Below are 23,351 nucleotides of genomic sequence, written 5' to 3'. Positions count from 1 at the left end.
CGTCCGGTGAGCCGAGGCCCGCACGGCTCCCTAGCGTGAGGCCATGAGAGACACAGAGTCCCCCCGCACCGGCCTCCGCGGCACGCGGCTCCGCATCGTCGGCTGCGCACTGCTGGTGGCGGCCCTCGGCGCGGGCGTCACCGGCTGCTCCTCAGACGGCAGCCCGCTGTCCGCCGAGCCGTACGACGCGGCGGACCAGATCTCTTTCAGCGGCTCCCTCGACGAGGGGAAGCCCGCCGACCCCGACAAGCCCCTGGAGATCGTCGCCGAGGACTCCGACGGGCGCATCACCGACGTCGTCGCCGTGGACGCCTCCGGACGGCACCTGGCAGGCGAACTGGCCGCCGACGGCAGCCGCTGGCACAGCACCACCGCGCTGGCCGCCTCCGCGCAGTACACGGTCCGCGTGAGCACCGAGGACGAGGACGGCAGGCCCGGCCGCAAGGTCCTCACCTTCACCACCGGCAAGCCCGGCGCCGCCAAGCGCCTGGGCGTCACCTTCGGCCCCGAGGCGGGCACGTACGGCGTCGGCCAGCCGCTCGTCGCGGAGCTCAGCGAGCCGGTCGAGGACCCGGCGCAGCGGGCCGTCGTGGAACGCGGCCTGAAGGTCGACTCCACGCCCTCCGTCACCGGCGCCTGGTACTGGGTCGACGACAAGAAGCTGCACTTCCGGCCCAAGGAGTACTGGCCGGCCCACGCCACCGTCCAGGTGCGCAGCAACCTGGAGGGCATCAAGATCGGCGACCGGCTGCGCGGCGACGCCGCCAAGCCGCTCACCATCCGCACCGGTGACCGTGTGATAGCCGTCACGGACGCGGCCGCGCACCAGCTGACGGTCCACAAGAACGGCGAGGAGATCAAGCAGATCCCCGTCACCACCGGCAAGCCCGGCTTCGAGACCCGCAACGGCGTCAAGGTGGTGCTCGCCAAGGAACGCTTCGTACGCATGCGCAGCACCACCGTCGGCATCGCCGAGGGATCCGCCGAGTCGTACGACCTGGACGTGCACTTCGCCACCCGGGTGACCTGGAGCGGCGAGTACGTGCACGCCGCCCCCTGGTCGGTCGGCTCGCAGGGCTACGCCAACGTCAGTCACGGCTGCGTGGGGATGAGCACCGCCGACGCCGAGTGGTTCTTCGACACCGTCCGCGAGGGCGACCTCGTGGAGGTCGTGAACTCGGACGGCGACACCATGGAGCCGTTCGGCAACGGCTTCGGCGACTGGAACCTGAACTGGGACAAGTGGCGTGAGGGCAGCGCCCTCACGGGCAGCGGGAAGACCCCCGGCCCCGCCCAGGAGGCGGCACGGCTGCGGCCCTCGGCCGTGTGAGAAGCGCCCAGGGCCGCCGCGCACGCCCACGGGCGGCCGGCGGCCCCGTCGGTGGCGAAGGCCGGCGCGGAGGCCTCAGGCGCCCGCCAGCGCCTTCCGGCGCAGCAGCGAGGCCAGGGCGTTCGCGAACTCCACCGGCTCCACCGGGAGCGTCACCGCGGCCTCCGCGCGGCTCCAGGTCGCCAGCCAGGCGTCCTGCGGGCGCCCGATCAGCAGCAGCACCGGAGGGCAGTTGAAGACCTCGTCCTTGATCTGCCGGCACAGGCCCATGCCGCCCATCGGCACGGCCTCGCCGTCCAGGACGCACACGTCGATGCCGCCCCGGTCCAGCTCCATGAGCACGGCCGCCGGCGTCGCGCACTCCACGAACTCCACGACGGGCACGTCCGGCGCCGGCCGCCGCCCGGTGGCGAGCCGCACCTGCTCCCGGGTGTTGGCGTCGTCGCTGTAGACCAGCACCGTGGCGGTCGCCTGCATTGTTCCTCCACGCGTAAGAGAGAGGGCACGGCTCTGTCGGGAACTTCGGGTACCGATGGCGCGGATGCTACCCCTTCGGACCGCCCCTCAACACCGGTTCGGACATGGCTTCGAAGGGGGCTCCCCTGGGCCATACGGGCAGTCCAGGAGGGGCGAACACACCGAACGGCACCCCCGGGAGTGAGGGCGGGATAAGCGACCGACATAATGTCGGCGTGGCGACAGCAACGACAGTAGACACCGGGCACGCGCACCCGTCGGTCAACCGACCGAACCTCACCAGCGTCGGAACCATCATCTGGCTGAGTTCCGAGCTGATGTTCTTCGCGGCCCTCTTCGCGATGTACTTCACCCTGCGATCGGTGACCGGACCCGACTTCTGGTCGGAGAAGGCCGACCTGCTGAACTTCCCGTTCTCGGCGACGAACACCACGATCCTGGTGCTCTCCTCGCTCACCTGCCAGCTCGGCGTCTTCGCCGCCGAGCGCGGTGACGTGAAGAAGCTCCGGATGTGGTTCATCGTCACCTTCATCATGGGCGCGGTGTTCATCGGCGGCCAGGTCTTCGAGTACACCGAGCTGGTCAAGCACGAGGGCCTGTCCCTCTCCTCCGACCCGTACGGCTCGGCCTTCTACCTGACCACCGGCTTCCACGGCCTGCACGTGACGGGCGGCCTGATCGCCTTCCTGCTGGTCCTGGGCCGGACCTACGCGGCCCGGAGGTTCACTCACGAGCAGGCGACCGCGGCCATCGTCGTGTCCTATTACTGGCACTTCGTCGATGTCGTCTGGATCGGCCTCTTCGCCACGATCTACATGATCAAGTAGGCGGGCCCTCATCCGCGCGCGCTGGTCACAGCGCACCCAACAGAAGCATCGACGCAGAAGATCCTGACACCGGGGTAATCCGTGAAAAAGCTCTCCGCACGACGACGCCATCCGCTGGCGGCGCTCGTCGTCCTACTCCTCGCGCTGGCATGCACCGGGGGGCTGTACGCCGTGTTCGCACCCGCGGACAAGGCGCAGGCCGACGAAACCGCCCAGTCCCTCACCATCGAGGAGGGCAAGAAGCTTTACACCGTCGGCTGCGCGAGCTGCCACGGCACCGGCGGTCAGGGCACGTCCGACGGCCCGAGCCTGGTGGGCGTGGGCGCCGCGGCGGTCGACTTCCAGGTGGCCACCGGCCGTATGCCGGCCGCCACCTCGCAGGGCGCGCAGGTCCCGCGCAAGAAGAACATCTACTCCCAGGCCGAGATCGACCAGCTGGCGGCGTACATCGCCTCCCTGGGCGCCGGCCCGGCCGTCCCGACCGAGGAGCAGTACGGCCCCGAGGGCGCCGACGCGGCCAAGGGCGGCGAGCTGTTCCGCAACAACTGCGCGCAGTGCCACAACTTCACCGGCAAGGGCGGTGCGCTCACGCACGGCAAGTACGCCCCGAGCCTGGAGGGCGTCACGCCCAAGCACATCTACGAGGCCATGCTCACCGGCCCGCAGAACATGCCCTCCTTCCCCGACAGCACGCTGTCGGAGCAGAACAAGAAGGACATCATCGCGTACCTCGACGCGGTCAACGGCGAGGACACCGAGAGCCCGGGCGGCCTGTCGCTGGGCGGCCTCGGCCCCGTTTCCGAGGGTCTGTTCGCGTGGGTCTTCGGACTGGGCGCGCTGATCGCGGTCGCCGTCTGGGTCGCCGCTCGGACCGCAAAGGCCAAGAAGTCATGAGTAGCCAAGACATTCCCGAAGAGAACCTGCCCGCAGCGCAGGACACCAGCCACGGCGCGGTGAAGCTCGCGGACGAGCAGAACCCGTTCGCCGACCCGGGCCTCCCGCCCCACGAGCCGCGGGTGCAGGACATCGACGAGCGGGCCGCCAAGCGGTCCGAGCGCACGGTCGCCCTGCTGTTCACGGTGTCGATGCTGGCCACCGTCGGCTTCATCGCCTCGTACGTGACCATCCCGGTCGACAAGGCGGTCTACATCTGGCCGATCGGCCACATCAGCGCGCTGAACTTCGCGCTGGGCATGACGCTCGGCCTCGCCCTGTTCTGCATCGGCGCCGGCGCGGTCCACTGGGCCCGCACGCTGATGTCGGACCACGAGCTGGCCGACGAGCGTCACCCGATCGAGGCCTCCCCCGAGGTCCGCGCGAAGGTCATGGACGACTTCCGCCAGGGCGCCAAGGAGTCCGTGCTCGGCCGCCGCAAGCTGATCCGCAACACCATGTTCGGCGCGCTGGCCCTGTTCCCGCTCTCCGGCGTGGTGCTGCTGCGCGACCTCGGCCCGCTGCCCGGCACGAAGCTGCGCCACACCCTGTGGTCCAAGGGCAAGCTGCTCGTCAACATGAACACCAACGAGCCGCTGCGCCCGTCGGACCTGATCGTGGGTTCGCTGACCTTCGCCAAGCCCGAGGGCCTGGAGGAGCACGACCACGGGTTCCAGACGGAGATCGCCAAGGCCGCCCTGATGCTCGTCCGCATCCAGCCGGACGACATCAAGGACAAGCGTTCGCTCGAGTGGTCGCACGAGGGCATCCTGGCCTACTCGAAGATCTGCACCCACGTCGGTTGCCCGATCTCCCTGTACGAGCAGCAGACGCACCACGCCCTGTGCCCCTGCCACCAGTCCACCTTCGACCTTTCCGACGGGGCCAAGGTCATCTTCGGACCCGCCGGCCACGCCCTGCCGCAGCTGCGCATCGGCGTGAACGACGAGGGCTACCTCGAAGCGCTCGGTGACTTCGACGAGCCCGTCGGTCCTGCTTTCTGGGAGCGCGGATGAGTACTACGACGAGCACCGATTCCCGCGCCCGCGGGAAGGCGCCGGCCGGTGAGCGGGTCGCCGACTGGGCCGACGGCCGACTGGGGATCTACTCCCTGGCCAAGGCCAACATGCGCAAGATCTTCCCCGACCACTGGTCGTTCATGCTGGGCGAGATCTGCCTCTACAGCTTCATCATCATCATCCTCACGGGTGTGTACCTGACCCTGTTCTTCCACCCGTCGATGAACGAGGTGGAGTACCACGGCAGCTACGTCCCGCTGCAGGGCCAGCTGATGAGTGAGGCCTACAAGTCGACGCTGGACATCAGCTTCGACGTCCGTGGCGGTCTGCTCATCCGGCAGATCCACCACTGGGCCGCGCTGGTCTTCCTGGCCGGCATGTTCGTGCACATGATGCGCGTGTTCTTCACCGGCGCGTTCCGCAAGCCGCGTGAGATCAACTGGCTGTTCGGCTTCCTGCTGTTCGTCCTCGGCATGTTCACCGGTTTCACCGGCTACTCGCTCCCGGACGACCTGCTCTCGGGCACCGGTATCCGCTTCATGGAGGGCGCGATCCTGTCCGTGCCGATCGTCGGCACGTACATCTCGTTCTTCCTCTTCGGCGGCGAGTTCCCCGGCGACGACTTCGTCGCCCGGTTCTTCTCGATCCACGTCCTGCTGCTGCCGGGCATCATGCTCGGCCTCGTGGTGGCGCACCTGATCCTGGTCTTCTACCACAAGCACACGCAGTTCGCGGGCCCCGGAAAGACCAACAAGAACGTGGTCGGCATGCCGCTGCTGCCGGTGTACATGGCCAAGGCCGGAGGCTTCTTCTTCCTGGTCTTCGGTGTGCTCGCGGCCGTCTCGGCGATCGCCACGATCAACCCGATCTGGTCCATCGGCCCCTACCGGCCCGACATGGTCTCCACCGGCGCCCAGCCCGACTGGTACATGGGCTTCTCCGAGGGCCTGATCCGTGTCATGCCGGGCTGGGAGATCAACTTCTGGGGTCACACGCTCGTCCTGGGTGTGTTCATCCCGCTGCTGATCTTCCCGCTGGTCCTGGTCGCCATCGCGGTGTACCCGTTCATCGAGTCCTGGGTCACCGGCGACAAGCGCGAGCACCACATCCTGGACCGCCCGCGCAACGCCCCGACGCGCACCGCCTTCGGCGTCGCGTGGATCACGCTGTACTTCGTGCTCCTCGTCGGCGGTGGCAACGACATCTGGGCCACGCACTTCCACCTGTCGATCAACGCCATCACCTGGTTCGTCCGGGTCGCGTTCTTCGTCGCCCCGGTCGTGGCGTTCATCGTCACCAAGCGGATCTGCCTCGGCCTGCAGCGCCGGGACAAGGAGAAGGTGCTGCACGGCCGCGAGTCGGGCATCATCAAGCGCCTGCCGCACGGTGAGTTCATCGAGGTGCACGAGCCGCTCAGCCAGGAGCAGCTGTACACCCTCACCGCGCACGAGCAGCCCAAGCCGCTCGAGCTCGGCCCGGAGGTCGACGAGAACGGCGTCCGGCGCAAGGTGAAGGCCGGCGAGAAGCTGCGCGCGAAGCTCAGCAAGGGCTTCTACGGCGAGGAGTCGCAGATTCCGAAGCCGACCGTCGAGGAGTACAAGGAGATCACGAGCGGCCACGGCCACCACTGATCCCCGAAGCTCCACCCGTCGCCACACGACAGCGAAGGGCCCCCGTCCGTTCTGCGGACGGGGGCCCTTCGCCGTGCCCGCGGCTGGATAGGGTGGGTGCGGGACCCGTCCGGTCCCCGACACCCGCTACGACCGTCAGGAGCGACCATGAGCGCTGTGACCCCCGCTGGAGGCGACACCGCGGCGGGCCGCTCCTGGCCCGCCCTGCTGAACACCCTCCTCGACGGCCGGGACCTGTCCGCCGACGACGCCGCGTGGGCGATGGACCTGATCATGCGGGGCGAGGCGACCGACGCGCAGATCGCGGGCTTCGCGGTGTCCCTGCGGGCCAAGGGCGAGACCGTCGACGAGATCACCGGCTGTGTGCGGGCGCTCTACGACCACGCCAACGTCATCGAGGTGCCCGGCGCCACCGTCGACATCGTCGGCACCGGCGGCGACGGTGCCAAGACGGTGAACATCTCCACCATGTCCTCGATCGTCGTCGCCGGCACCGGCGCGAAGGTCGTCAAGCACGGCAACCGCGCCGCGTCCTCCGCCTCCGGCGCCTCCGACGTCCTGGAGAAGCTGGGCGTCAACCTCGAACTCACCCCGCGCCGGGTCGCCGAGGTCGCCGAGGAGGCCGGCATCACCTTCTGCTTCGCGGTGAAGTTCCACCCGGCGCTGCGCCACGTGGCCGCCGCCCGCGGCCAGCTCGGCGTCCGCACCGTGTTCAACTTCCTCGGCCCGCTCGCCAACCCGGCGAAGGTCAAGGCCCAGGCGGTCGGCGTCGCCGACCCGAGGATGGCGCCCATCATGGCCGGCGTGTTCGCCGGGCGCGGCCACTCCTCCCTGGTGTTCCGCGGCGACGACGGCCTGGACGAGCTGACCACCACCGGCACCTCCCGGGTGTGGGTGGTCCGCGACGGCAAGGTCACCGAGGAGACCTTCGACCCGCGCGACGTCGGCATCGAGCTGGTCCCCGTGGAGGCGCTGCGCGGCGCCGACGCCTCCTACAACGCCGAGGTCGCCCGCCGGCTGCTGGACGGCGAGCGGGGCCCGGTGCGGGACGCGGTGCTGCTGAACTCCGCGGCGGCGCTAGTGGCCCTGGAGCCCGGCGGCGGCACCCTCACCGAGCAGCTCCGCGCCGGGATGGACAAGGCCGCCGAGTCGATCGACTCCGGTGCCGCGAGGCGCGTCCTCGAACGCTGGGTCGCCGTCACCAACGCGTAGACGCCTGGGCCGACATGCGGGCCCCGTACGGCCGTCCCGTCATCCGGATACGGGTTGCGGGACGGCCGTCACCTCACGTACGTTCCCTCTCAGGTCATGAGTGACAGCCATCAGGCCCCGGCCGGCTGTCCGGCAACCCTCCGTCCGTGGCGGGGTGCCCCGGGTGAGGACCAGGCCGTGGGCAGCAGGGCTCACGGCAAGCGCGGACCCCTCGCACACCAGGGGTCCTGGTCGTCGAGGAGCCTTCTGTGAGCAAGCGAATGCGCTAGGGCGTCGAGCCCCGCCTCCGCACACCCCTTGTCACTTTCTCCTTCGCGCTGGAGCGCCGCCGTCGCGCCGTCCGCCCGCGCGGGGATCCCCCCTGCCCTCCGGGAGTCCGTCATGCCTGCCGCCACCGTCGCCGCCGACCCTTCCGTCCTCGCCCCGCTGCCCGTCCTCGGCCGGGACGTCGCCGTTCCCCTCGTCACCGGCGGCGAGGTCGCCTACGCCGCCCTCGACCACGCCGCCAGCGCCCCCGCCCTCCAGCGCGTCTGGGACGACGTGGCCGCCTACGCCCCCTACTACGGCAGCGTCCACCGCGGCGCCGGATATCTCTCGCAGCTCTCCACCGACCTGTTCGAGAACGCCCGCCGTACCGTCGCCGAGTTCCTCGACTGCCGCATCGAGGACCAGGTGGTGTTCACCCGCTCCACCACCGACTCCCTCAACCTGCTCGCCGCCGCCCTGCCCGACGGCTGCGAGGTCTTCGTCTTCGAGACCGAGCACCACGCGGCGCTGCTGCCGTGGCAGCGGGCGGGCCGGGTGACCTTCCTCGACGCACCCAGCAGCCCCGCGCAGGCCGTCGAGATCCTGGAGCGCGCCCTCGCCGACCGCGACCCCTACGGCCCGGCCCTGGTCTGCGTCACCGGCGCCTCCAACGTCACCGGCGAGCTGTGGCCCGTCCGCGAACTCGCCGCCGCCGCGCACGCGCACGGCGCCCGGATCGTGCTGGACGCCGCCCAGCTCGCCCCGCACCGCGCGGTGAGCGTGCGCGACCTGGACGTCGACTGGGTCGCCTTCTCCGGCCACAAGCTGTACGCGCCCTTCGGCTCCGGAGTCCTGGCCGGCCGCGCCGACTGGCTCCGCGAGGCCGAGCCCTACCTCGCCGGCGGCGGCGCCAGCCGCACGGTGGCCCGGCGCGCGGACGGGGGAGTGGACGTGCAGTGGCACGAGACCGCCGCCCGCCACGAGGCCGGCTCGCCCAACGTCATCGGCGCCTACGCGATCGCCTCCGCCTGCAAGGCGCTCACCGAGGCGGGCTTCGACGCGCTGGCCGCGCGGGAGGACGCGCTGGTCCGCGCGGTACGGGAGGGGCTGGCGGACGTGCCGGAGGTGCGGTTCCTGTCCCTGTTCGGCGACGACGCGCCCCGCGTCGGGGTGCTGTCCTTCGTGGTCGACGGCTGGAACAGCTCCCACTTCGCGGCGGCGCTGTCCGCCGAGTACGGCATCGGCGTACGGGACGGCCTGTTCTGCGCGCACCCGCTGGTCCGGAGGCTGCTGGACGGCGACGCGGGCGGCGCGGGGGAGTGCGGGGCGCCGGAGGCGGGGGCGCTGAACGCGATCCGCGTCAGCTTCGGCGTCGGCACGCCGGAGGAACATGTCTCGCGGTTCGTGCGGGCGGTGCGGGAGCTTGTGCGGGACGGGGCGCGGTGGAAGTACCGGACGGTGGACGGGCGTTGTGTGCCGGACACGTCGGGGCGCGCCTGACCGTTCTTCGGCCCTGACGGGTCACGTCCGCACACGCCGGACGGGCTGTACACAGCCCCTCCGGCGTGTGACGAGCGGGGTCCGGGGCGGAGCCCCGGGAGGTCAGTTGTCCAGCCCGATGGCGAACGCCGCCTCCAGGTCGTGCTGGGAGTACGTACGGAACGCCACATGCGTGTCCGTGCCCTCGACGCCCGGGATCTTGCTGATCCGGCCGGGGATGACCTCCGCCAGGTCCTCGTGCTCCCGTACCCGCACCATGGCGATCAGGTCGTACGTGCCGGTGACGGAGAAGACCTCGCTGACGCTGTCCAGCGCGGCGATCTGTTCCGCGATCTCGGGGATCCGATCCACGCTGGTCTTGATGAGGACGATCGCGGTGATCACGGCTGGTTCTCTCCCTCGGGGGCCGGAGCAGGGGCGGACTTCACTGTAGTCGCCCCGCCGCGCCACACCCATGCGCAGCCGAAGCCCAGCGCGAAGCCCACCAGGTGCGCCAGATAGGCCACCCCGGGCCCGCCCTCCGCCGTGCGCCCGGCCGCCGCCCACTGCAGCGCCGCCCAGAACGGCAGCACCGCCCACGCGGGCAGCCGCACCGGCAGGAAGAAGGCGAACGGCAGCAGACTGGTGACCCGCCCCCGGGGGAACAGGAAGAGGAACGCCCCGAGCAGCGCCGAGATCGCCCCCGAGGCCCCGACGAGGGAGCGCTCCGAGCCGGCGTTGGCCGCCGCGTACCCCAGCAGGGCGAGGTAGCCGCAGCCCGCGTAGCAGAGGGCGAACCGCACCCGGCCCAGCCGGGCCTCGGTCATCGGCCCGAACACGTGGAGGAACAGCATGTTGCCCAGCAGGTGCACCCAGCTGCCGTGCACGAAGAGCGCCGTGGCGGGAGTGAGGGCGGCCGCGGGGGACCCGTCGAACAGGTCTGCGGGGATGACGCCCCAGCGGCGGAAGTAGTCCCGCTGCGCGGTCAGCAGTTCCTCCCCGGAGCCGTGCGCCGGGTGCAGCCCCGAGGCCGGCCCGATCAGGAAGACCAGACAGCACAGCACGATCAGGGTGCGGGTGACCGGGGCGGGCGTGGTCCTCAGCGCCCCGGCGGCCGCCGCGGTCCAGTGACGGATCATGGGTACAGAGCATGACGTAACCGGACGCAACCGTGCGGATCGCCTCGCCGCCGTGGACGGGCGGGCGCCGCGGGCCCGGCAGGCCGTAGGGTTACGAGCCACACGCACCGGCCGTCCGGTGCGTCAAGGACACTGGAGAAAGGCGAACAGCCACGATGACGGTTCCCCTGCCGACCGACTCGACGCGGTGGCGCTGCACCCTCTGCGGCAACCTCACCCGCTTCGACGTCACCCGCTCGTCGAAGGTCGTCGAGTACGTGCACCTCGATCTGGCCGGAGAGCCCAAGGTCGAGGAGCGCGAGGTGCTCGATGAGACGATCGAGTCGGTGCGGTGCCGCTGGTGCAACGCCGTGGACCAGGTGGAACTCGTGGACAGGCCGGGCGCCGGCTCCTGAGACGGAGACGGCCCCGCTGACGGCGGCCCCGCGGACGGGGCCGCACACAGGCATTGGGGTGTGACGGATGGTGGAGACCACGGGCGGGGGGCCGCAGGACGGCGCCGCCGAGGTGCTCGACCGTCCGCTGCCCGACGGGGTGCGCCGCAAGGTCGTCCAGATCGTCGCGGACGGCTTCGGCGGACTCACCGTCGTCGAGCTGCCCGCGCAGCTGAGGCAGTACGCCCGGTTCACCCCGAGCCGCCGCGCCAAGTTCGCCGGGAACGCGATGGCGGCGGCGCTGGAGACCGATCCGCTGTTCCGCCAGCGGATCGGGGAGAAGCTCAGAGAGGCCGAGCCGGAACTGACCGGCGCCCTCGACTCCGGCTCCCCGCCCCCGGCCGCGGACCCGCTCGACGTGGCGGCCGCGGCCTACGTGCTCCGCCCGCCGGGCTGGGTCAAGCTGGTCACCGCCGCCGGCGAGGAGGCCCAGCGCGCCGACGCCGAGCGCGCCGACGAGGAGACCCGCGCCGAGCTGGAGCGCCTGCGCGCCGAACTGGACCGGGCCCGCGAGCACACCCGCGCCGAGACCGAGCGGCTGCGCGTCGAGCTGGACGCGGCGAAGAAGGAGACCGACTCGCTGCACCGCAAGCTGCGGTCCGCCCTCGCCGACGTCAAGCGCGGCGAGGCCGCCCTGCGCAAGCTGCGCGGCGAGATGGAGGCGGTGCGCGCCGAGGGCCAGGCCCAGGTGTCCGCCGCCGAGAGCGAGACCCGGCGCCTCAAGGCCCGGCTCGGGGAGACCGAGGCCGCCCTGGAGGCCGCCCGCCGCGCCGCCCGTGAGGGCCGCAGCGTCGAGGACATGCGCGTACGGCTGCTGCTCGACACCGTGCTGGACGCCGCCCAGGGGCTGCGGCGCGAACTGGCGCTGCCGCCCGTGTCGGTGCGGCCCGCGGAGACCGTGGACGCCGTGGAGCCGGGCCGGATGACCCCCAAGGACATCGCCGCCCGCGCGCTGTCCGAGGACGACCCGGCCGTCCTCGACCAGCTCCTCGCCCTGCCGCAGGCGCATCTGGTCGTCGACGGCTACAACGTCACCAAGACCGGCTATCCGCAGATGCCGCTGGAGAAGCAGCGGCTGCGGCTGCTGGGCCAGCTCGCGCAGCTCGCCGCCCAGACCGGCGCCGAGGTCACCTGCGTCTTCGACGGCGCCGAACTGGCCGCGCCGGTGCTGCTGGCGCCGCCGCGCGGGGTGCGGGTGCTGTTCTCCAAGCCGGGCGTCACCGCCGACGAGCTCATCCGCCAGCTCGTGCGCGCCGAGCCTCCGGGGCGGCCGGTCATCGTCGCCTCCACCGACCGCGAGGTCGCCGACGGGGTGGCACGCGCCGGCGCGCGCCCCGTCGCCTCCGCCGTGCTCCTCAAAAGGCTTTCCTAATATCTGATGCACTTCCGTCCCTCGTGCAACGTACGGGATCAATGCCTGAATTGACGGAACCGTCACGCAACGTAGCGTCAAGAAGCCGTCACTGTAGGTGAGTTGGGACGTAATAAACGCGCTGCAGCGGAGATTTTGTGCCCGGGGATTTGAACTGATCACAAGAGAATCACTAAGGTCAGCCCTCGAACCCTCGCTCGCGCGATCACTCTCGAGAAGGAGCTCGTCTCCGTGGCGTCCCACCGTCGTCCCAAGCAGCCGAGCCGCGCACGCGTGACCGTGCTCACCACCGCCGCTGCTGCCGCCGTCGTCATGAGCTCGCAGGCCGCCAACGCGGCCCCCAGCGAGAAGCCGAGCAAGGACGAGGTCAAGGCCAAGGTCGACAAGCTCTACGAGCAGGCGGAGCAGGCCACCGAGAAGTACAACGGGGCCAAGGAGAAGCAGGAGAAGCTCCAGAAGGAGATCTCCACCATCCAGGACAACGTCGCCAAGGGTCAGCAGGAGCTCAACGACCTGCGCGACGGCCTCGGTTCGATGGCCAGCGCCCAGTACCGCAGCGGCGGCATCGACCCCTCGGTCCAGCTCTTCCTCTCCGCCGACCCGGACGACTACCTCGACAAGGCGTCCACCCTGGACCAGTTGAGCGCCCAGCAGGTCGACTCGCTGAAGAAGATCCAGGAGAAGCAGCGCGAACTGGCCCAGCAGCGCGCCGAGGCCGCCGAGAAGCTCAAGGACCTCTCCTCCACCCGGGCCGAACTGGGCAAGAAGAAGAAGGAGGTCCAGGGCAAGCTCGCCTCCGCGCAGAAGCTGCTCAACAGCCTCACCGCCGCGGAGAAGGCGCAGCTCGCCGAGGAGCAGAACCGCGCCACCCGCGCCAGCGAGCGCGACGCCCTCTCGGTCAACGTCCCGGCCGGCTCCGGCCGCGCCGCCGCCGCGTTCGCCGCCGCGCAGAGCAAGCTCGGCACCCCCTACGTCTACGGCGCCACCGGCCCGTCCTCCTTCGACTGCTCGGGCCTGACCTCCTGGGCGTACGCGCAGGCCGGTGTCGGCATCCCGCGCACCTCCGAGGCCCAGACCGGCGCCGGCACCAAGATCTACTCGGTGGACCAGCTCAAGGTCGGCGACCTGGTGTTCTTCTTCAACGACCTGCACCACGTGGGCCTCTACGCGGGCAACGGCCAGATCATCCACGCCCCCCGCACCGGCACCGTCGTGCGCTACGAGTCGATGAACACCATCGGCGGCCCCTTCATGTTCGGCGTCCGCGTCTGACCTGACCGGCGTCCGCCTGACCGGACACCGCCCCGGGTGCCCCCGTTCGGGGGATTCCCGGCGGCCCCGCACCACCTCCACGCCCCGCCGCGACCCAGGTCAACGGCGGGGCGTCACCGTGTGTGCCGCCCTGGCCGTGGCTCCGCGGGCGGCCCCGACGGCTACTGTCTGCCGCGTTTCCCTGTCCGCCAGCGGAAGGAGCGCGACTTCCCGTGGGGTCCCATCGCCGTACCGCACCGTCCTCAGGGCCCGAGCGGACCACCGCCCTCGCCCTGGGCCTGCTCTCCGCGGCCGCCACCGCCCTCGGCGCGGCACCGGCCACGGCCGCGCCCCAGGAGGACACCCGGACCGAGGTCGACCGCCTCTACCGCGAGGCGGAGAAGGCCACCGAGGCCTACAACGCGGCCGACGAGCGCGCCGACGCCCTGCGCCGGGAGATCGCCGACGCCCAGGACGTCATCGCCCGCAAACAGCAGCGGGTCAACACCATGCGCGAGGCCCTGGGTTCGCTCGCCGGCTCCCAGTACCGCTCCGGCGGCCTCGACCCCGCCCTCGCCCTGCTGCTCTCCGAGGACCCGGAGGACTATCTGCGCAAGGCCTCCGTCCTCGACCGGATCGGCGTCCACCAGACCGCCGAACTGAAGAGGCTCCGCGGCACCCTGCGCTCGCTGTCCCAGGACCGCGCCGAGGCGGCGGGGCGGCTCGGCGCCCTCGAACGCAGCCGCAAGGCCGCCGCCACCCACAAGCGGACCGTGCAGCGCAAGCTCGCCGAGGCCCGCCGGCTGCTGGGCTCCCTCCCGGCCGGCGAACGCGCCGCCTGGGACCGCGCCTCCCGCTCCGGCCGCACCGACCTGCTCGGCCCCGGCGGCGCCCCCGCCTCCGGCCGCGCGGCCGCCGCCGTCGCCGCCGCCCGCTCCGCCCTCGGCAAGCCCTACGTGTGGGGCGCCAACGGCCCGTCCGGCTTCGACTGCTCCGGGCTCACCCAGTGGGCGTACGGGCAGGCCGGGGTCGCGCTGCCGCGCACCTCGCAGGCCCAGCGGTACGCCGGCCGGCAGGTCCCGCTGTCCGAGGCCCGCCCCGGCGACCTGGTCCTCTACCGCTCCGACGCCTCCCATGTGGCGATGTACATGGGCAACGGCCAGGTGATCCACGCGCCGTACCCCGGCGCACCCGTGCGCTACGACCCGGTCGGCATGATGCCGGTCTCCTCGGTCACCAGGGTCTGACTCCCGCGGGCCCGCGCCCGTACCCTCGGAAAGGTGGCCGGTCGAACGCGGGTGTCGCAGGCGGCGGTGGCGGCGTTGTGCCTGCTGCTGGCCGCCCTCGTGGGATGCGGCGGCGGGCCCGCCGTGGACACCGCCCGCGCGGAGGTGCAGTCCCTGCTCGACCGGCGCGCCGAGGCCGTCCTCGACCGTGACGCCGCCGCCTACGCCCGCACCGGCACCCGCGACGGCTTCGACAACCTGCGCGCGGTGCCCCTCGCGGACTGGTCCTACCGCCTCACCGCCCTGGACCGTACCGGCGACCGGGCCACCGCCGCCGCCGACCTCAGCTACCGCGTCGACGGCCACGACCGCTCCCCGGTCGTCACCGCCCGCACCCTGAGCCTCAGCCGGGACCGCGACGGCCGCTGGTCGGTGGAGTCCGACCGCCCGGCCGGGGAGTCGAGCCAGCAGCTCTGGGATCAGGGGCGCGCGCGGGCCGTACGCGGCGAGCGCAGCCTGGTGCTGGGCGTGGGGCGGTCCGAGGAGGCCCTGCGCGACTACGCCGAGCTCGCCGACCGCGCGGTGCCCGCCGTCTCCGACGCCTGGGGCCCGCGGTGGGCCCGCAGCGTCGTCGTCCTCGTCCCGGAGACCCTGGAGGGCATGGCGGGCCTGCTCGGCTCGCCCCCGTCCTCCTACCGGGGCATCGCGGCCGTCACCACCGGGGCGACCGGAGGCGGTCCGAGGGCGCCCGCGGACCGGGTGATCGTCAACCCGGACGCCTTCGCGCTGCTCGGCGACTCCGGGCGGCAGGTCGTCCTCACCCACGAGACCGCCCACGTCGCCACGCGCGCCCACACCTCCGCCGCGACCCCGCTGTGGCTGTCCGAGGGGTACGCCGACTGGGTCGGCTACCGCGGCGCGGGCCGCACCCCCGCCGAGGCCGCGCCGGAGCTCGCGCACGCCGTCGGGCGGGGCGAGGTGCCCGACGCGCTCCCCGAGGACGAGGACTTCGGCTTCACCGGCGACGCGGAGGGGCTGGCGCGGGCGTACGAGGGGAGCTGGCTGGCGTGCCGGATGATCGCGGACCGGTGGGGGGAGGAGCGGCTGGGGGCGTTCTATCGCGCCGTGGGGGCGCATGAGGAGCGGGAGGGGGCTGTCGAGGACGCGATGAGCCGCGTCCTCGGGGTGACGCCGGAGGAGTTCACTTTGCAGTGGCGGGACTTCGTGCAGGGTGCGCTGCGGTGACGTGGGGTGGGGTTTCGTCGGCGGGTGCGGGCCGTCCTGGGCTGGGCGCGCAGTTCCCCGCGCCCCTTCGGGGCGCTACGACGGCACCGTCGTCCGTTCCGCCCACGACGGGCCCGGAGCCGAGGGAACCTCCCGCCGGCCCGGCACCGTCGCGCACCACAGGGCGCGTGCTGCCAGGAGCGATGCCGCCACCAGCAGCCCGTTGCGCACCGCCAGCAGCGTGATCCCCAGCCCGTCGCTCGCCACCACGCTCCCGAACCACACGGGGAACTCCAGCGTCGTCACCGGGCACGCGGCCAGCACCAGCGCCGCGGGACGCCCCATCCGGCTCTCCCGGAAGCACAGGCACACGGCCGCCGTCCCCACCAGCCACACCATGTACTGCGGGCTGATCACCCTGCTGGTGACCGTGAACAGCAGCACCGCCGTGAACGCCGCGTCCGCCGCGGTGTGCGGCGCGAACCGGGTCGCCAGCAGCCGCCACAGCACCAGCCAGGCCAGCGCGGCCCCGGTCAGGAACAGCGCCCCGGTGGACACCCAGCTCACGTACGGCCCGAGGAACTCCACCGAGCCGTAGTTCAGCAGCACCTCCCCTTCCCAGCCGTGGTGCCGGGCCACGTGGAACACCAGCGCCCCCAGCGACTCCACCTCCGTGCCCCGGTCCCGCTGAAAGCCCAGGAACGCGAACGCGCCCGGCATCAGCACCGCGAACAGCCCGGCCACCACCACGCCGGTCACCGCCGCCGACACCCACGCGGCCCGTCTGCGCACCGCGAGCAGCAGCAACGCGGGCCACACCTTCAGCAGCGCCCCGAACGCCATCAGCGCGCCCGCCAGCCGGGGGTGCCGGCCGGCCGCCAGCAGCGCGGCCACCGCCACCGCGGTCACCATCACGTCGTAGCGGGCGTACACCGTGGGACCGAGCAGCGGCACGCCCGCCACCCACAGCCACGCCCCGCGCCGGCACCGGCCCGCGCCGCGCGCCCCGCGCAGCAGCAGCGCCAGCGTCACCGCGTCGGCCACGAACGCCAGCACGAAGAAGGCGGTGGCGTACTCCAGGAACGGCAGGACGGCGGGGGAGAGCACCGCCAGGGCCGCGGCGGGCGGGTACTGCCAGGTCACGTCGTCCTGCGGAAACGTTCCGGTGACCAGGACGTCGTACCAGCCCCGGTAGATGACCGACACGTCGCTGGTGACGTCCGGCCCCGGGAAGACCACCACCTTCAGCACGCACAGCAGCAGCGCCGCGCGCGTCACGCCCCAGATCCCCAGCAGTCCTGCCAGGGACCCCCGTGCGGCCGTCGGTTCCACGTGATTCCTGCCCGTCCCGTGTGCGGTCGATGAGGGGCCATGATGTCCCGGAAGCCGGTGCGCATGCCACCGAGCAGCGCCGTGGCGGACGCGCGACAACCGTTCGGTAGGGTCGGCGGCGATGCACAAGACCCTGATCGTCACCAACGACTTCCCGCCCCGGCCCGGCGGCATCCAGGCCTTCCTGCACAACATGGCCCTGCGCCTGGACCCGGAGCGCGTGGTCGTCTACGCCTCCACCTGGAAGCGCACCCGGGAGGGCGTCGAGGCGACCGCCGCCTTCGACGCCGAGCAGCCGTTCACCGTCGTCCGCGACCGTACGACGATGCTGCTGCCCACCCCGGCCGCCACCCGGCGGGCCGTGGGACTGCTGCGCGAGCACGGCTGCACCTCGGTGTGGTTCGGGGCGGCGGCCCCGCTCGGCCTGATGGCGCCGGCGCTGCGCCGCGCGGGGGCCGAGCGGATCGTGGCCACCACCCACGGCCACGAGGCCGGCTGGGCCCAGCTGCCCGCCGCGCGGCAGCTGCTGCGCCGCATCGGGGAGTCCACGGACACGATCACCTACCTCGGCGAGTACACCCGCTCCCGGATCGCCCGCGCCCTCACCCCCGAGGCCGCCGCCCGCATGGTGCAGCTGCCGCCCGGGGTCGACGAGAAGACCTTCCACCCCGGCTCCGGCGGCGACGAGGTGCGCGCCCGGCTCGGGCTGACCGACCGCCCGGTGGTCGTGTGCGTCTCGCGGCTCGTGCCGCGCAAGGGCCAGGACACGCTGATCCGCGCCATGCCCGCGATTCTCGCCGCCGAGCCGGACGCCGTCCTGCTGATCGTCGGCGGCGGCCCCTACGAGAAGGACCTGCGCCGCCTCGCCGCCGACACCGGCGTCGCCGCCTCCGTGCGCTTCACCGGCGCCGTCCCCTGGTCCGAGCTGCCCGCCCACTACGGCGCAGGCGACGTCTTCGCGATGCCCTGCCGGACCCGGCGCGGCGGCCTGGACGTGGAGGGCCTCGGCATCGTCTACCTGGAGGCCTCCGCGACCGGCCTCCCCGTCGTCGCCGGCGACTCCGGCGGCGCCCCGGACGCCGTCCTCGACGGCGAAACGGGCTGGGTCGTCCGCGGCGACGCGCCCGCCGAGACGGCGGAACGCGTCATCGCCCTCCTGTCCGACGAGGAACTGCGCCGCAGCATGGGCCGCCGAGGCCGGGAATGGGTCGAGGAGAAATGGCGCTGGGACCTCCTCGCCGACGAGTTGAAAACCCTGCTGTAACGCGAAAGCCGCCCTCGAAGAGGGCGGCTTCTCGTTTGCAAGGGGCGCGGGGAACTGCGCGAACGACCCCCACGGCGCGGCACCCGCCAACGGCGAGCACCCCACCCCAGTCGGCGCTACTTGGCGTAGATCGCCTCGATCTCGTGGGCGTAGTCCTTCGCCACGACGTTCCGCTTCAGCTTCAGCGAAGGCGTCAGATGCCCCGACTCCTCCGTGAACTGCGCCGGAAGAATCCGGAACTTCCGCACCGACTCCGCCTTCGACACCGCCGCGTTCCCGTCGTCCACGGCCTGCTGAATCGCCGCCAGCAGATCCGGGTCCTCGCACAGCGACGCCGCCGTCGACCCCTCCGGCTTGCCGTGCTCGGCGCACCAGCGGGCCAGGAACTCCTCGTCGACGGTGATGAGCGCGCCCACGAACGGCCGCCCGTCGCCGACCACCATGCACTCCGCGACCAGCGCGTGCGCCCGGATGCGGTCCTCGATGACCGCCGGGGCGACGTTCTTCCCGCCGGCCGTCACCAGGATCTCCTTCTTCCGGCCGGTGATCCGCAGGTAGCCGTCCTCGTCCAGGGTGCCGATGTCCCCGGTGTGGAACCAGCCGTCGGCCAGCGCCTCGGCGGTCGCGCCGGGGTTGTTCCAGTACTCCTTGAACAGGTGCTCGCCGTGCAGCAGCACCTCGCCGTCGTCCGCTATGCGCACCACCGAGCCGGGCAGCGGCTGGCCGACCGTGCCGATCTTCTGGCGGTCCCACGGGTTGAAGGCGGTGGCCGCGCAGGACTCGGTCAGGCCGTAGCCCTCCAGCACGCTGAAGCCGATGCCGCGGAAGAAGTGACCCAGCCGCTCGCCGAGCGGGGCGCCGCCGGAGATGGCGTACTCGCCGCGGCCGCCCAGCACCGCGCGGAGCTTGCCGTAGACCAGCTTGTCGAAGACCTTGTGCTTGACCTTCAGGCCGAACGACGGGCCCGACGGGGAGTCCAGCGCCTGGCTGTAGGCGATCGCGGCGTCCGCCGCCTTGTCGAAGATCTTGCCCTTGCCGTCCGCCTGCGCCTTGGCGCGCGCCGAGTTGTAGACCTTCTCGAAGACCCGCGGCACACCGAGGATCAGCGTCGGGCGGAACGCGGCCAGCTCGTCGGTGAGGTTCTTGATGTCGGGGACGCAGCCCAGCTTGATCGGCGCCATCATCGGCGCGATCTGCACCAGCCGGCCGAAGACGTGGGCGAGCGGCAGGAACAGCAGCACCGAGCACTCGCCGGTGCGGAACAGCGGACGCAGCCGCTCCACGATGTTGCCGCACTCGGCGAAGAAGCTGCGGTGGGTGAGCACGCAGCCCTTGGGGCGGCCGGTGGTGCCGGAGGTGTAGACGATGGTCGCCGGGTCGTCGGCCTTGGCGACCGAGGAGCGCTCCTCGACCGTCTCGTCGCCGACGTCCGCGCCGAGGCGGCCCAGCTCGTCCAGGCCGCCGTCCTCGATCTGCCAGACGTTCTTCAGCGCGGGCAGCCGGTCGCGCACGGACTCCACGGTCGCCGCGTGGGCGTCGAGCTCCACCAGGCAGGCGGTGGCGCCGGAGTCGCCGAGGATCCACGCCACCTGCTCCGCCGAACTGGTCTCGTACACCGGCACGGTGATCGCGCCGGCGCTCCAGATCGCGAAGTCGAGCAGCGTCCACTCGTAGCGGGTGCGGGACATCAGGCCGACCCGGTCGCCGGGCTGCACGCCCGCCGCGATCAGACCCTTGGCGGCGGCCCGCACCTCCGCGAGGAAGGTGGTGGCCGTCACGTCCTGCCACGTCCCGCCGGCCTTGCGGGCCATGACGGCGACATCGGGATGCTGCGCGGCGTTTCTGCGGACGATGTCGGTCAGATTGCCGTCCGCGGGGACCTCGTACAGGGCCGGAAGGCTGAACTCGCGCAAGACTGCTGCTCCTCTTAGGGCGCCGGCGCCACGACGTTGTGCGATGCGACGGTGCGGTCCAAGGCTCGGGCGGGTGCTCGCGAAATTCACTGGTTGAAATCCCGAGCACGACTGGACTGCCCGGACGTTACCCGCCGGTATGGCTGTCACGACAGGGGGGCCCTGCCAGATGTTCGCTGCGTCACACAGGTTGGTGTTTCATTGCGCACAGTAGTCCACAGCGGAACCAGCGAGCCAGTAACCGCAGGTAGGGCCGCCATTGTTCCCGTGCGCCGGACCCGATTACGCTTGATCGCCATGGCATCCTCACCCGGCGGCGGCCCGCGCACCCGCGTCCACGTGGTCAGCGACGTTCACGGCAACGCGGCCGGCCTCGCCCGCGCCAAGGAGGGCGCCGACGCCCTCGTCTGCCTCGGTGACCTGGTGCTGTTCCTCGACTACGCCGACCACTCCCGCGGCATCTTCCCCGACCTGTTCGGCACGGAGAACGCCCACCGCATCGTGGAGCTGCGCACCGCCCGCCGCTTCGAGGAGGCGCGGGACTTCCAGCGCGGGCTATGGGCCGGCATCGGCGTTGACCGCGCGACGGCGATCGAGACGGCGGTGCGGAAACAGTACGCGGAGCTGTTCTCCGCCTTCCCCACTCCTACGTACGCCACCTACGGCAACGTCGACGTGCCGCCCCTGTGGCGGGAGTACGCCGGACCCGGCACCACCGTGCTCGACGGGCAGCGGGTGGAGATCGGCGGCTGGACCTTCGGCTTCGTCGGCGGCGGCCTGCGCACCCCGATGCGCACGCCGTACGAGATCGACGAAGAGGAGTACGCGGCGAAGATCGAGGCGGTCGGCGAGGTCGACGTGCTGTGCACGCACATCCCTCCGGAGGTCCCGGAGCTGGTCTACGACACCGTCGCCCGCCGCTTCGAACGGGGCAGCACGGCGCTGCTGGACGCGATACGCCGGACCCGGCCCCGCTACTCGCTGTTCGGCCACGTCCACCAGCCGCTGGTGCGGCGGATGCGGATCGGCGCCACCGAATGCGTCAACGTGGGGCACTTCGCGAGCACCGGCCGGCCCTGGGCGCTGGAGTTCTGAGACGCCCCCGGGCGCCGACGCCCCAGGTCGGGTGATCTCGGCACCGACGGTGCGCGGTAGCCTTCCGCTGCACGTGCGTGCGCTGTCCGGCCCACGCACGGCGAGGACGACCTACCGGCCCGCATCTGGAGGAGCCACGGCGATGGCGGAACACACCAGCTCGAGCATCACCATCGAGGCGGCACCGGCCGACGTGATGGGGGTGATCGCCGACTTCGCCCGCTACCCCGAGTGGACGGGAGAGGTGAAGGAGGCGGAGGTCCTCGGGACCGACGCCGAGGGCCGCGCCGAGCAGGTGCGCCTGGTCATGGACGCCGGCGCGATCAAGGACGACCAGACCCTGGCGTACACCTGGAGCGGCCCGCACGAGGTGTCCTGGACCCTGGTCAAGTCCCAGATGCTCCGCTCCCTCGACGGCTCCTACGTCCTCACCCCCGCCGGCGCGGACACCACCGAGGTCACCTACCGCCTGACCGTCGACGTCAAGATCCCGATGCTCGGCATGATCAAGCGCAAGGCGGAGAAGGTCATCATCGACCGCGCACTGGCGGGCCTGAAGAAGCGCGTGGAGTCGGGCGGCAAGTAGTCACGTCCGGCGCCCGCCTCCGCGGCCACGCCCCGGTGCGGGCGCATACGGGGCGCCTGGGCGGCCGGTAGCGTTCAGCCTCATGCGTACCCTCCTGATCACGGGCCCCGGTGGCAGCGGCCGTACCACTGTCGCCGCCGCCACCGCGTTCGCCGCCGCCCGCGAGGGCGCCCGCACGCTGCTGGTGGGCACCGATCCGGGGGACACCCTGGGGCCGGTGCTCGGGGACGCGGACGTGCCCGGGCTCACCGTGCGGCGGGTCGATCCCGACGCGGGGTTCCGCGCCGACCTCGCCGCGCTGCAGGAGCGCGCGGGCGGTGCGCTCGACCTGCTCGGCGCCTCCCGTCTGGCCCCCGAGGAGACCGGCCCCCTTCCCGGCGCCGAGGAACTCGCCGTGCTGCGCGCCCTGCGGGACGCCGCCGCCTCCGAGGACGACCACGACCTCCTCGTCGTCGACCTTCCCGCCGCCCCGCGCGCGCTCGCCCTCCTCGCCCTGCCCGAGGAACTGCGCCGCGTCCTGCGCCGCCTGCTGCCGCCCGAGCGGCAGGCCGCCCGCGCGCTGCGCCCGGTGCTCGGGCGGCTCGCGGGCGTCCCGATGCCCGCGGAGTGGATCTACGAGACGGCCGCCCGCCTCGACCTCCAGCTCGCCGCCGTCGAGGCCCTCCTCGCCGACCGCGGCACCGCCGTACGCCTGGTCGCCGAACCGGGACCCGCCGGCGCCGACGCCCTGCGCACCGCCGCCCTCGGCGTCGCCCTGCGCGGGCTGCGCCTGGACACGGTCGTCGCCAACCGGGTGCTGCCGGAGAACGAGGCGGCCGACTGGCTCGCCGGGCCCGTCGCCCAGCAGCGCAAGGCGCTCGACGAGTGGCGCGCGGAGCACCCCGTGCACCCCGTCGCCCACCTCGGCCGCGACCCCCGCGGCGCCGACGACCTCGCCGCCCTCGCGGTGCCCGCCGCCCCCGCGGCCACCGGCCCGGTCCGGTGGCCCCTCGCCGACCGGATCGCCGAGGACGGCGTCCTGGTCTGGCACCTCCCCCTGCCCGGCGCCCGCCGCGAGACCCTCGACCTCGTCCGCCGCGGCGACGAACTGACCGTCACCGCCGGGCCGTTCCGCCGTGTCGTCCCGCTGCCCTCCGCGCTGCGCCGCTGCACCGTCGACGGCGCCGCCCTGCGCGAGGGCGAGCTGCGCATCCGCTTCCGGCCCGATCCGGAGCTCTGGCCGCGCACCCGGTGAAGCCGCGACGGCCGTTCGGGTACCGTCGAGGGGGCCACCCGCAGTCAAGGAGTCCGTCATGAGCGAACAGCTCCCCCCGCCCGACGACACCGGGAACGAGGCCGGCGACGAGACCTTCGGCAAGCGG

Annotated in this window: 21 protein-coding genes and 1 riboswitch; of the genes, 16 read left to right on the top strand and 5 right to left on the bottom strand. The window is 72.3% G+C overall.

The genetic code is table 11. From position 1 onward, the window contains the following. Positions 1 to 43 precede the first annotated feature (43 nt). Positions 44 to 1,330 carry a L,D-transpeptidase gene (locus ACP7TJ_RS08465; protein ID WP_386002098.1) on the top strand — a complete coding sequence of 429 codons (1,287 nt, stop codon included), beginning with the start codon at positions 44 to 46 and terminating at the stop codon, positions 1,328 to 1,330. 75 nt (positions 1,331 to 1,405) lie between these two features. Here the strand turns inward: ACP7TJ_RS08465 and ACP7TJ_RS08460 are convergent, their stop codons facing one another. Beyond that, positions 1,406 to 1,807 carry a response regulator transcription factor gene (locus ACP7TJ_RS08460; protein WP_093767955.1) on the bottom strand — a complete coding sequence of 134 codons (402 nt, stop codon included), beginning with the start codon at positions 1,805 to 1,807 and terminating at the stop codon, positions 1,406 to 1,408. A gap of 215 nt (positions 1,808 to 2,022) precedes the next feature. On the opposite strand from ACP7TJ_RS08460, the gene ACP7TJ_RS08455 reads away from it, so the two are divergent. The 6 genes from ACP7TJ_RS08455 (at position 2,023) to ACP7TJ_RS08430 (ending at position 9,175) form a co-directional block, all read left to right on the top strand. Beyond that, positions 2,023 to 2,634: an aa3-type cytochrome oxidase subunit III gene (locus tag ACP7TJ_RS08455; RefSeq protein ID WP_031019600.1), complete on the top strand. Its 612-nt coding sequence runs from the start codon at positions 2,023 to 2,025 to the stop codon at positions 2,632 to 2,634. 81 nt (positions 2,635 to 2,715) lie between these two features. Continuing rightward, complete coding sequence (locus ACP7TJ_RS08450; RefSeq protein WP_093767956.1) at positions 2,716 to 3,528, top strand: cytochrome bc1 complex diheme cytochrome c subunit; 813 nt, start codon at positions 2,716 to 2,718, stop codon at positions 3,526 to 3,528. After that, positions 3,525 to 4,583 (top strand): cytochrome bc1 complex Rieske iron-sulfur subunit, encoded by a 1,059-nt coding sequence (locus ACP7TJ_RS08445; RefSeq protein WP_093767957.1) that lies wholly within the window; start codon positions 3,525 to 3,527, stop codon positions 4,581 to 4,583. The genes ACP7TJ_RS08450 and ACP7TJ_RS08445 overlap by 4 nt, the downstream gene beginning before the upstream one ends. Next, positions 4,580 to 6,217 (top strand): cytochrome bc1 complex cytochrome b subunit, encoded by a 1,638-nt coding sequence (locus tag ACP7TJ_RS08440; protein ID WP_093767958.1) that lies wholly within the window; start codon positions 4,580 to 4,582, stop codon positions 6,215 to 6,217. Before ACP7TJ_RS08445 ends, ACP7TJ_RS08440 begins: the two co-directional genes overlap by 4 nt. A 147-nt stretch (positions 6,218 to 6,364) precedes the next feature. Further along, the gene (trpD, locus tag ACP7TJ_RS08435) at positions 6,365 to 7,429 is read left to right on the top strand and encodes an anthranilate phosphoribosyltransferase (protein WP_189912193.1); all 1,065 of its coding nucleotides are present in this window, start codon (positions 6,365 to 6,367) and stop codon (positions 7,427 to 7,429) included. A 92-nt stretch (positions 7,430 to 7,521) separates the two neighbouring features. Continuing rightward, a riboswitch (SAM riboswitch) is annotated at positions 7,522 to 7,638 on the top strand. Between the two features lie 172 nt (positions 7,639 to 7,810). After that, entirely contained in the window at positions 7,811 to 9,175 is a 1,365-nt protein-coding gene (locus tag ACP7TJ_RS08430; protein WP_266545590.1) for an aminotransferase class V-fold PLP-dependent enzyme, read from the top strand. A 102-nt stretch (positions 9,176 to 9,277) separates the two neighbouring features. Here the strand turns inward: ACP7TJ_RS08430 and ACP7TJ_RS08425 are convergent, their stop codons facing one another. Together ACP7TJ_RS08425 and ACP7TJ_RS08420 are read right to left on the bottom strand one after the other, a co-directional pair. Beyond that, positions 9,278 to 9,559, bottom strand: coding sequence for an Lrp/AsnC family transcriptional regulator (locus ACP7TJ_RS08425; protein WP_019522004.1), 282 nt, complete (start codon positions 9,557 to 9,559; stop codon positions 9,278 to 9,280). After that, complete coding sequence (locus tag ACP7TJ_RS08420; RefSeq protein WP_167742841.1) at positions 9,556 to 10,293, bottom strand: rhomboid family intramembrane serine protease; 738 nt, start codon at positions 10,291 to 10,293, stop codon at positions 9,556 to 9,558. Before ACP7TJ_RS08420 ends, ACP7TJ_RS08425 begins: the two co-directional genes overlap by 4 nt. 155 nt (positions 10,294 to 10,448) lie before the next feature. On the opposite strand from ACP7TJ_RS08420, the gene ACP7TJ_RS08415 reads away from it, so the two are divergent. The 5 genes from ACP7TJ_RS08415 to ACP7TJ_RS08395 all read left to right on the top strand — a co-directional run bounded on the left by ACP7TJ_RS08415 (position 10,449) and on the right by ACP7TJ_RS08395 (position 15,821). Next, positions 10,449 to 10,688 (top strand): hypothetical protein, encoded by a 240-nt coding sequence (locus tag ACP7TJ_RS08415; protein ID WP_019522002.1) that lies wholly within the window; start codon positions 10,449 to 10,451, stop codon positions 10,686 to 10,688. A gap of 67 nt (positions 10,689 to 10,755) precedes the next feature. Continuing rightward, complete coding sequence (locus ACP7TJ_RS08410; RefSeq protein ID WP_367486926.1) at positions 10,756 to 12,099, top strand: NYN domain-containing protein; 1,344 nt, start codon at positions 10,756 to 10,758, stop codon at positions 12,097 to 12,099. A gap of 231 nt (positions 12,100 to 12,330) precedes the next feature. Further along, on the top strand, positions 12,331 to 13,371 hold the full coding sequence (locus ACP7TJ_RS08405) for a C40 family peptidase (protein WP_048456776.1): 1,041 nt from the start codon (positions 12,331 to 12,333) through the stop codon (positions 13,369 to 13,371). Between the two features lie 212 nt (positions 13,372 to 13,583). Next, positions 13,584 to 14,597: an NlpC/P60 family protein gene (locus tag ACP7TJ_RS08400; protein ID WP_427762657.1), complete on the top strand. Its 1,014-nt coding sequence runs from the start codon at positions 13,584 to 13,586 to the stop codon at positions 14,595 to 14,597. A gap of 33 nt (positions 14,598 to 14,630) precedes the next feature. After that, a complete protein-coding gene (locus ACP7TJ_RS08395; RefSeq protein ID WP_387789295.1) occupies positions 14,631 to 15,821 on the top strand; it encodes a hypothetical protein in 1,191 nt (396 codons plus the stop codon). Between the two features lie 75 nt (positions 15,822 to 15,896). Here ACP7TJ_RS08395 and ACP7TJ_RS08390 read toward each other — a convergent pair whose 3' ends face one another. Continuing rightward, a complete protein-coding gene (locus ACP7TJ_RS08390) occupies positions 15,897 to 17,132 on the bottom strand; it encodes a glycosyltransferase 87 family protein (protein ID WP_427762655.1) in 1,236 nt (411 codons plus the stop codon). Positions 17,133 to 17,253: 121 nt separating this feature from the next. On the opposite strand from ACP7TJ_RS08390, the gene ACP7TJ_RS08385 reads away from it, so the two are divergent. After that, complete coding sequence (locus tag ACP7TJ_RS08385; protein WP_390921679.1) at positions 17,254 to 18,396, top strand: glycosyltransferase family 4 protein; 1,143 nt, start codon at positions 17,254 to 17,256, stop codon at positions 18,394 to 18,396. 116 nt (positions 18,397 to 18,512) lie between these two features. On the opposite strand, the gene ACP7TJ_RS08380 is transcribed toward ACP7TJ_RS08385, so the two are convergent. After that, complete coding sequence (locus ACP7TJ_RS08380; protein WP_367423644.1) at positions 18,513 to 20,309, bottom strand: AMP-dependent synthetase/ligase; 1,797 nt, start codon at positions 20,307 to 20,309, stop codon at positions 18,513 to 18,515. 297 nt (positions 20,310 to 20,606) lie between these two features. On the opposite strand from ACP7TJ_RS08380, the gene ACP7TJ_RS08375 reads away from it, so the two are divergent. The 3 genes from ACP7TJ_RS08375 to ACP7TJ_RS08365 all read left to right on the top strand — a co-directional run bounded on the left by ACP7TJ_RS08375 (position 20,607) and on the right by ACP7TJ_RS08365 (position 23,224). Next, entirely contained in the window at positions 20,607 to 21,404 is a 798-nt protein-coding gene (locus ACP7TJ_RS08375) for a metallophosphoesterase family protein (RefSeq protein ID WP_093768024.1), read from the top strand. A 142-nt stretch (positions 21,405 to 21,546) separates the two neighbouring features. Further along, complete coding sequence (locus ACP7TJ_RS08370; RefSeq protein WP_167742836.1) at positions 21,547 to 21,990, top strand: SRPBCC family protein; 444 nt, start codon at positions 21,547 to 21,549, stop codon at positions 21,988 to 21,990. Positions 21,991 to 22,072: 82 nt separating this feature from the next. After that, positions 22,073 to 23,224, top strand: coding sequence for an ArsA family ATPase (locus ACP7TJ_RS08365; protein WP_189912197.1), 1,152 nt, complete (start codon positions 22,073 to 22,075; stop codon positions 23,222 to 23,224). The last annotated feature ends 127 nt before the right edge of the window (positions 23,225 to 23,351 follow it).

The organism is Streptomyces sp. DSM 41931 (assembly GCF_050271085.1).
Classification (GTDB): domain Bacteria; phylum Actinomycetota; class Actinomycetes; order Streptomycetales; family Streptomycetaceae; genus Streptomyces; species Streptomyces albogriseolus.
The sequence above is the reverse complement of the archived record's forward strand: the minus strand, read 5'-3'. Positions and strand labels throughout refer to the sequence as shown.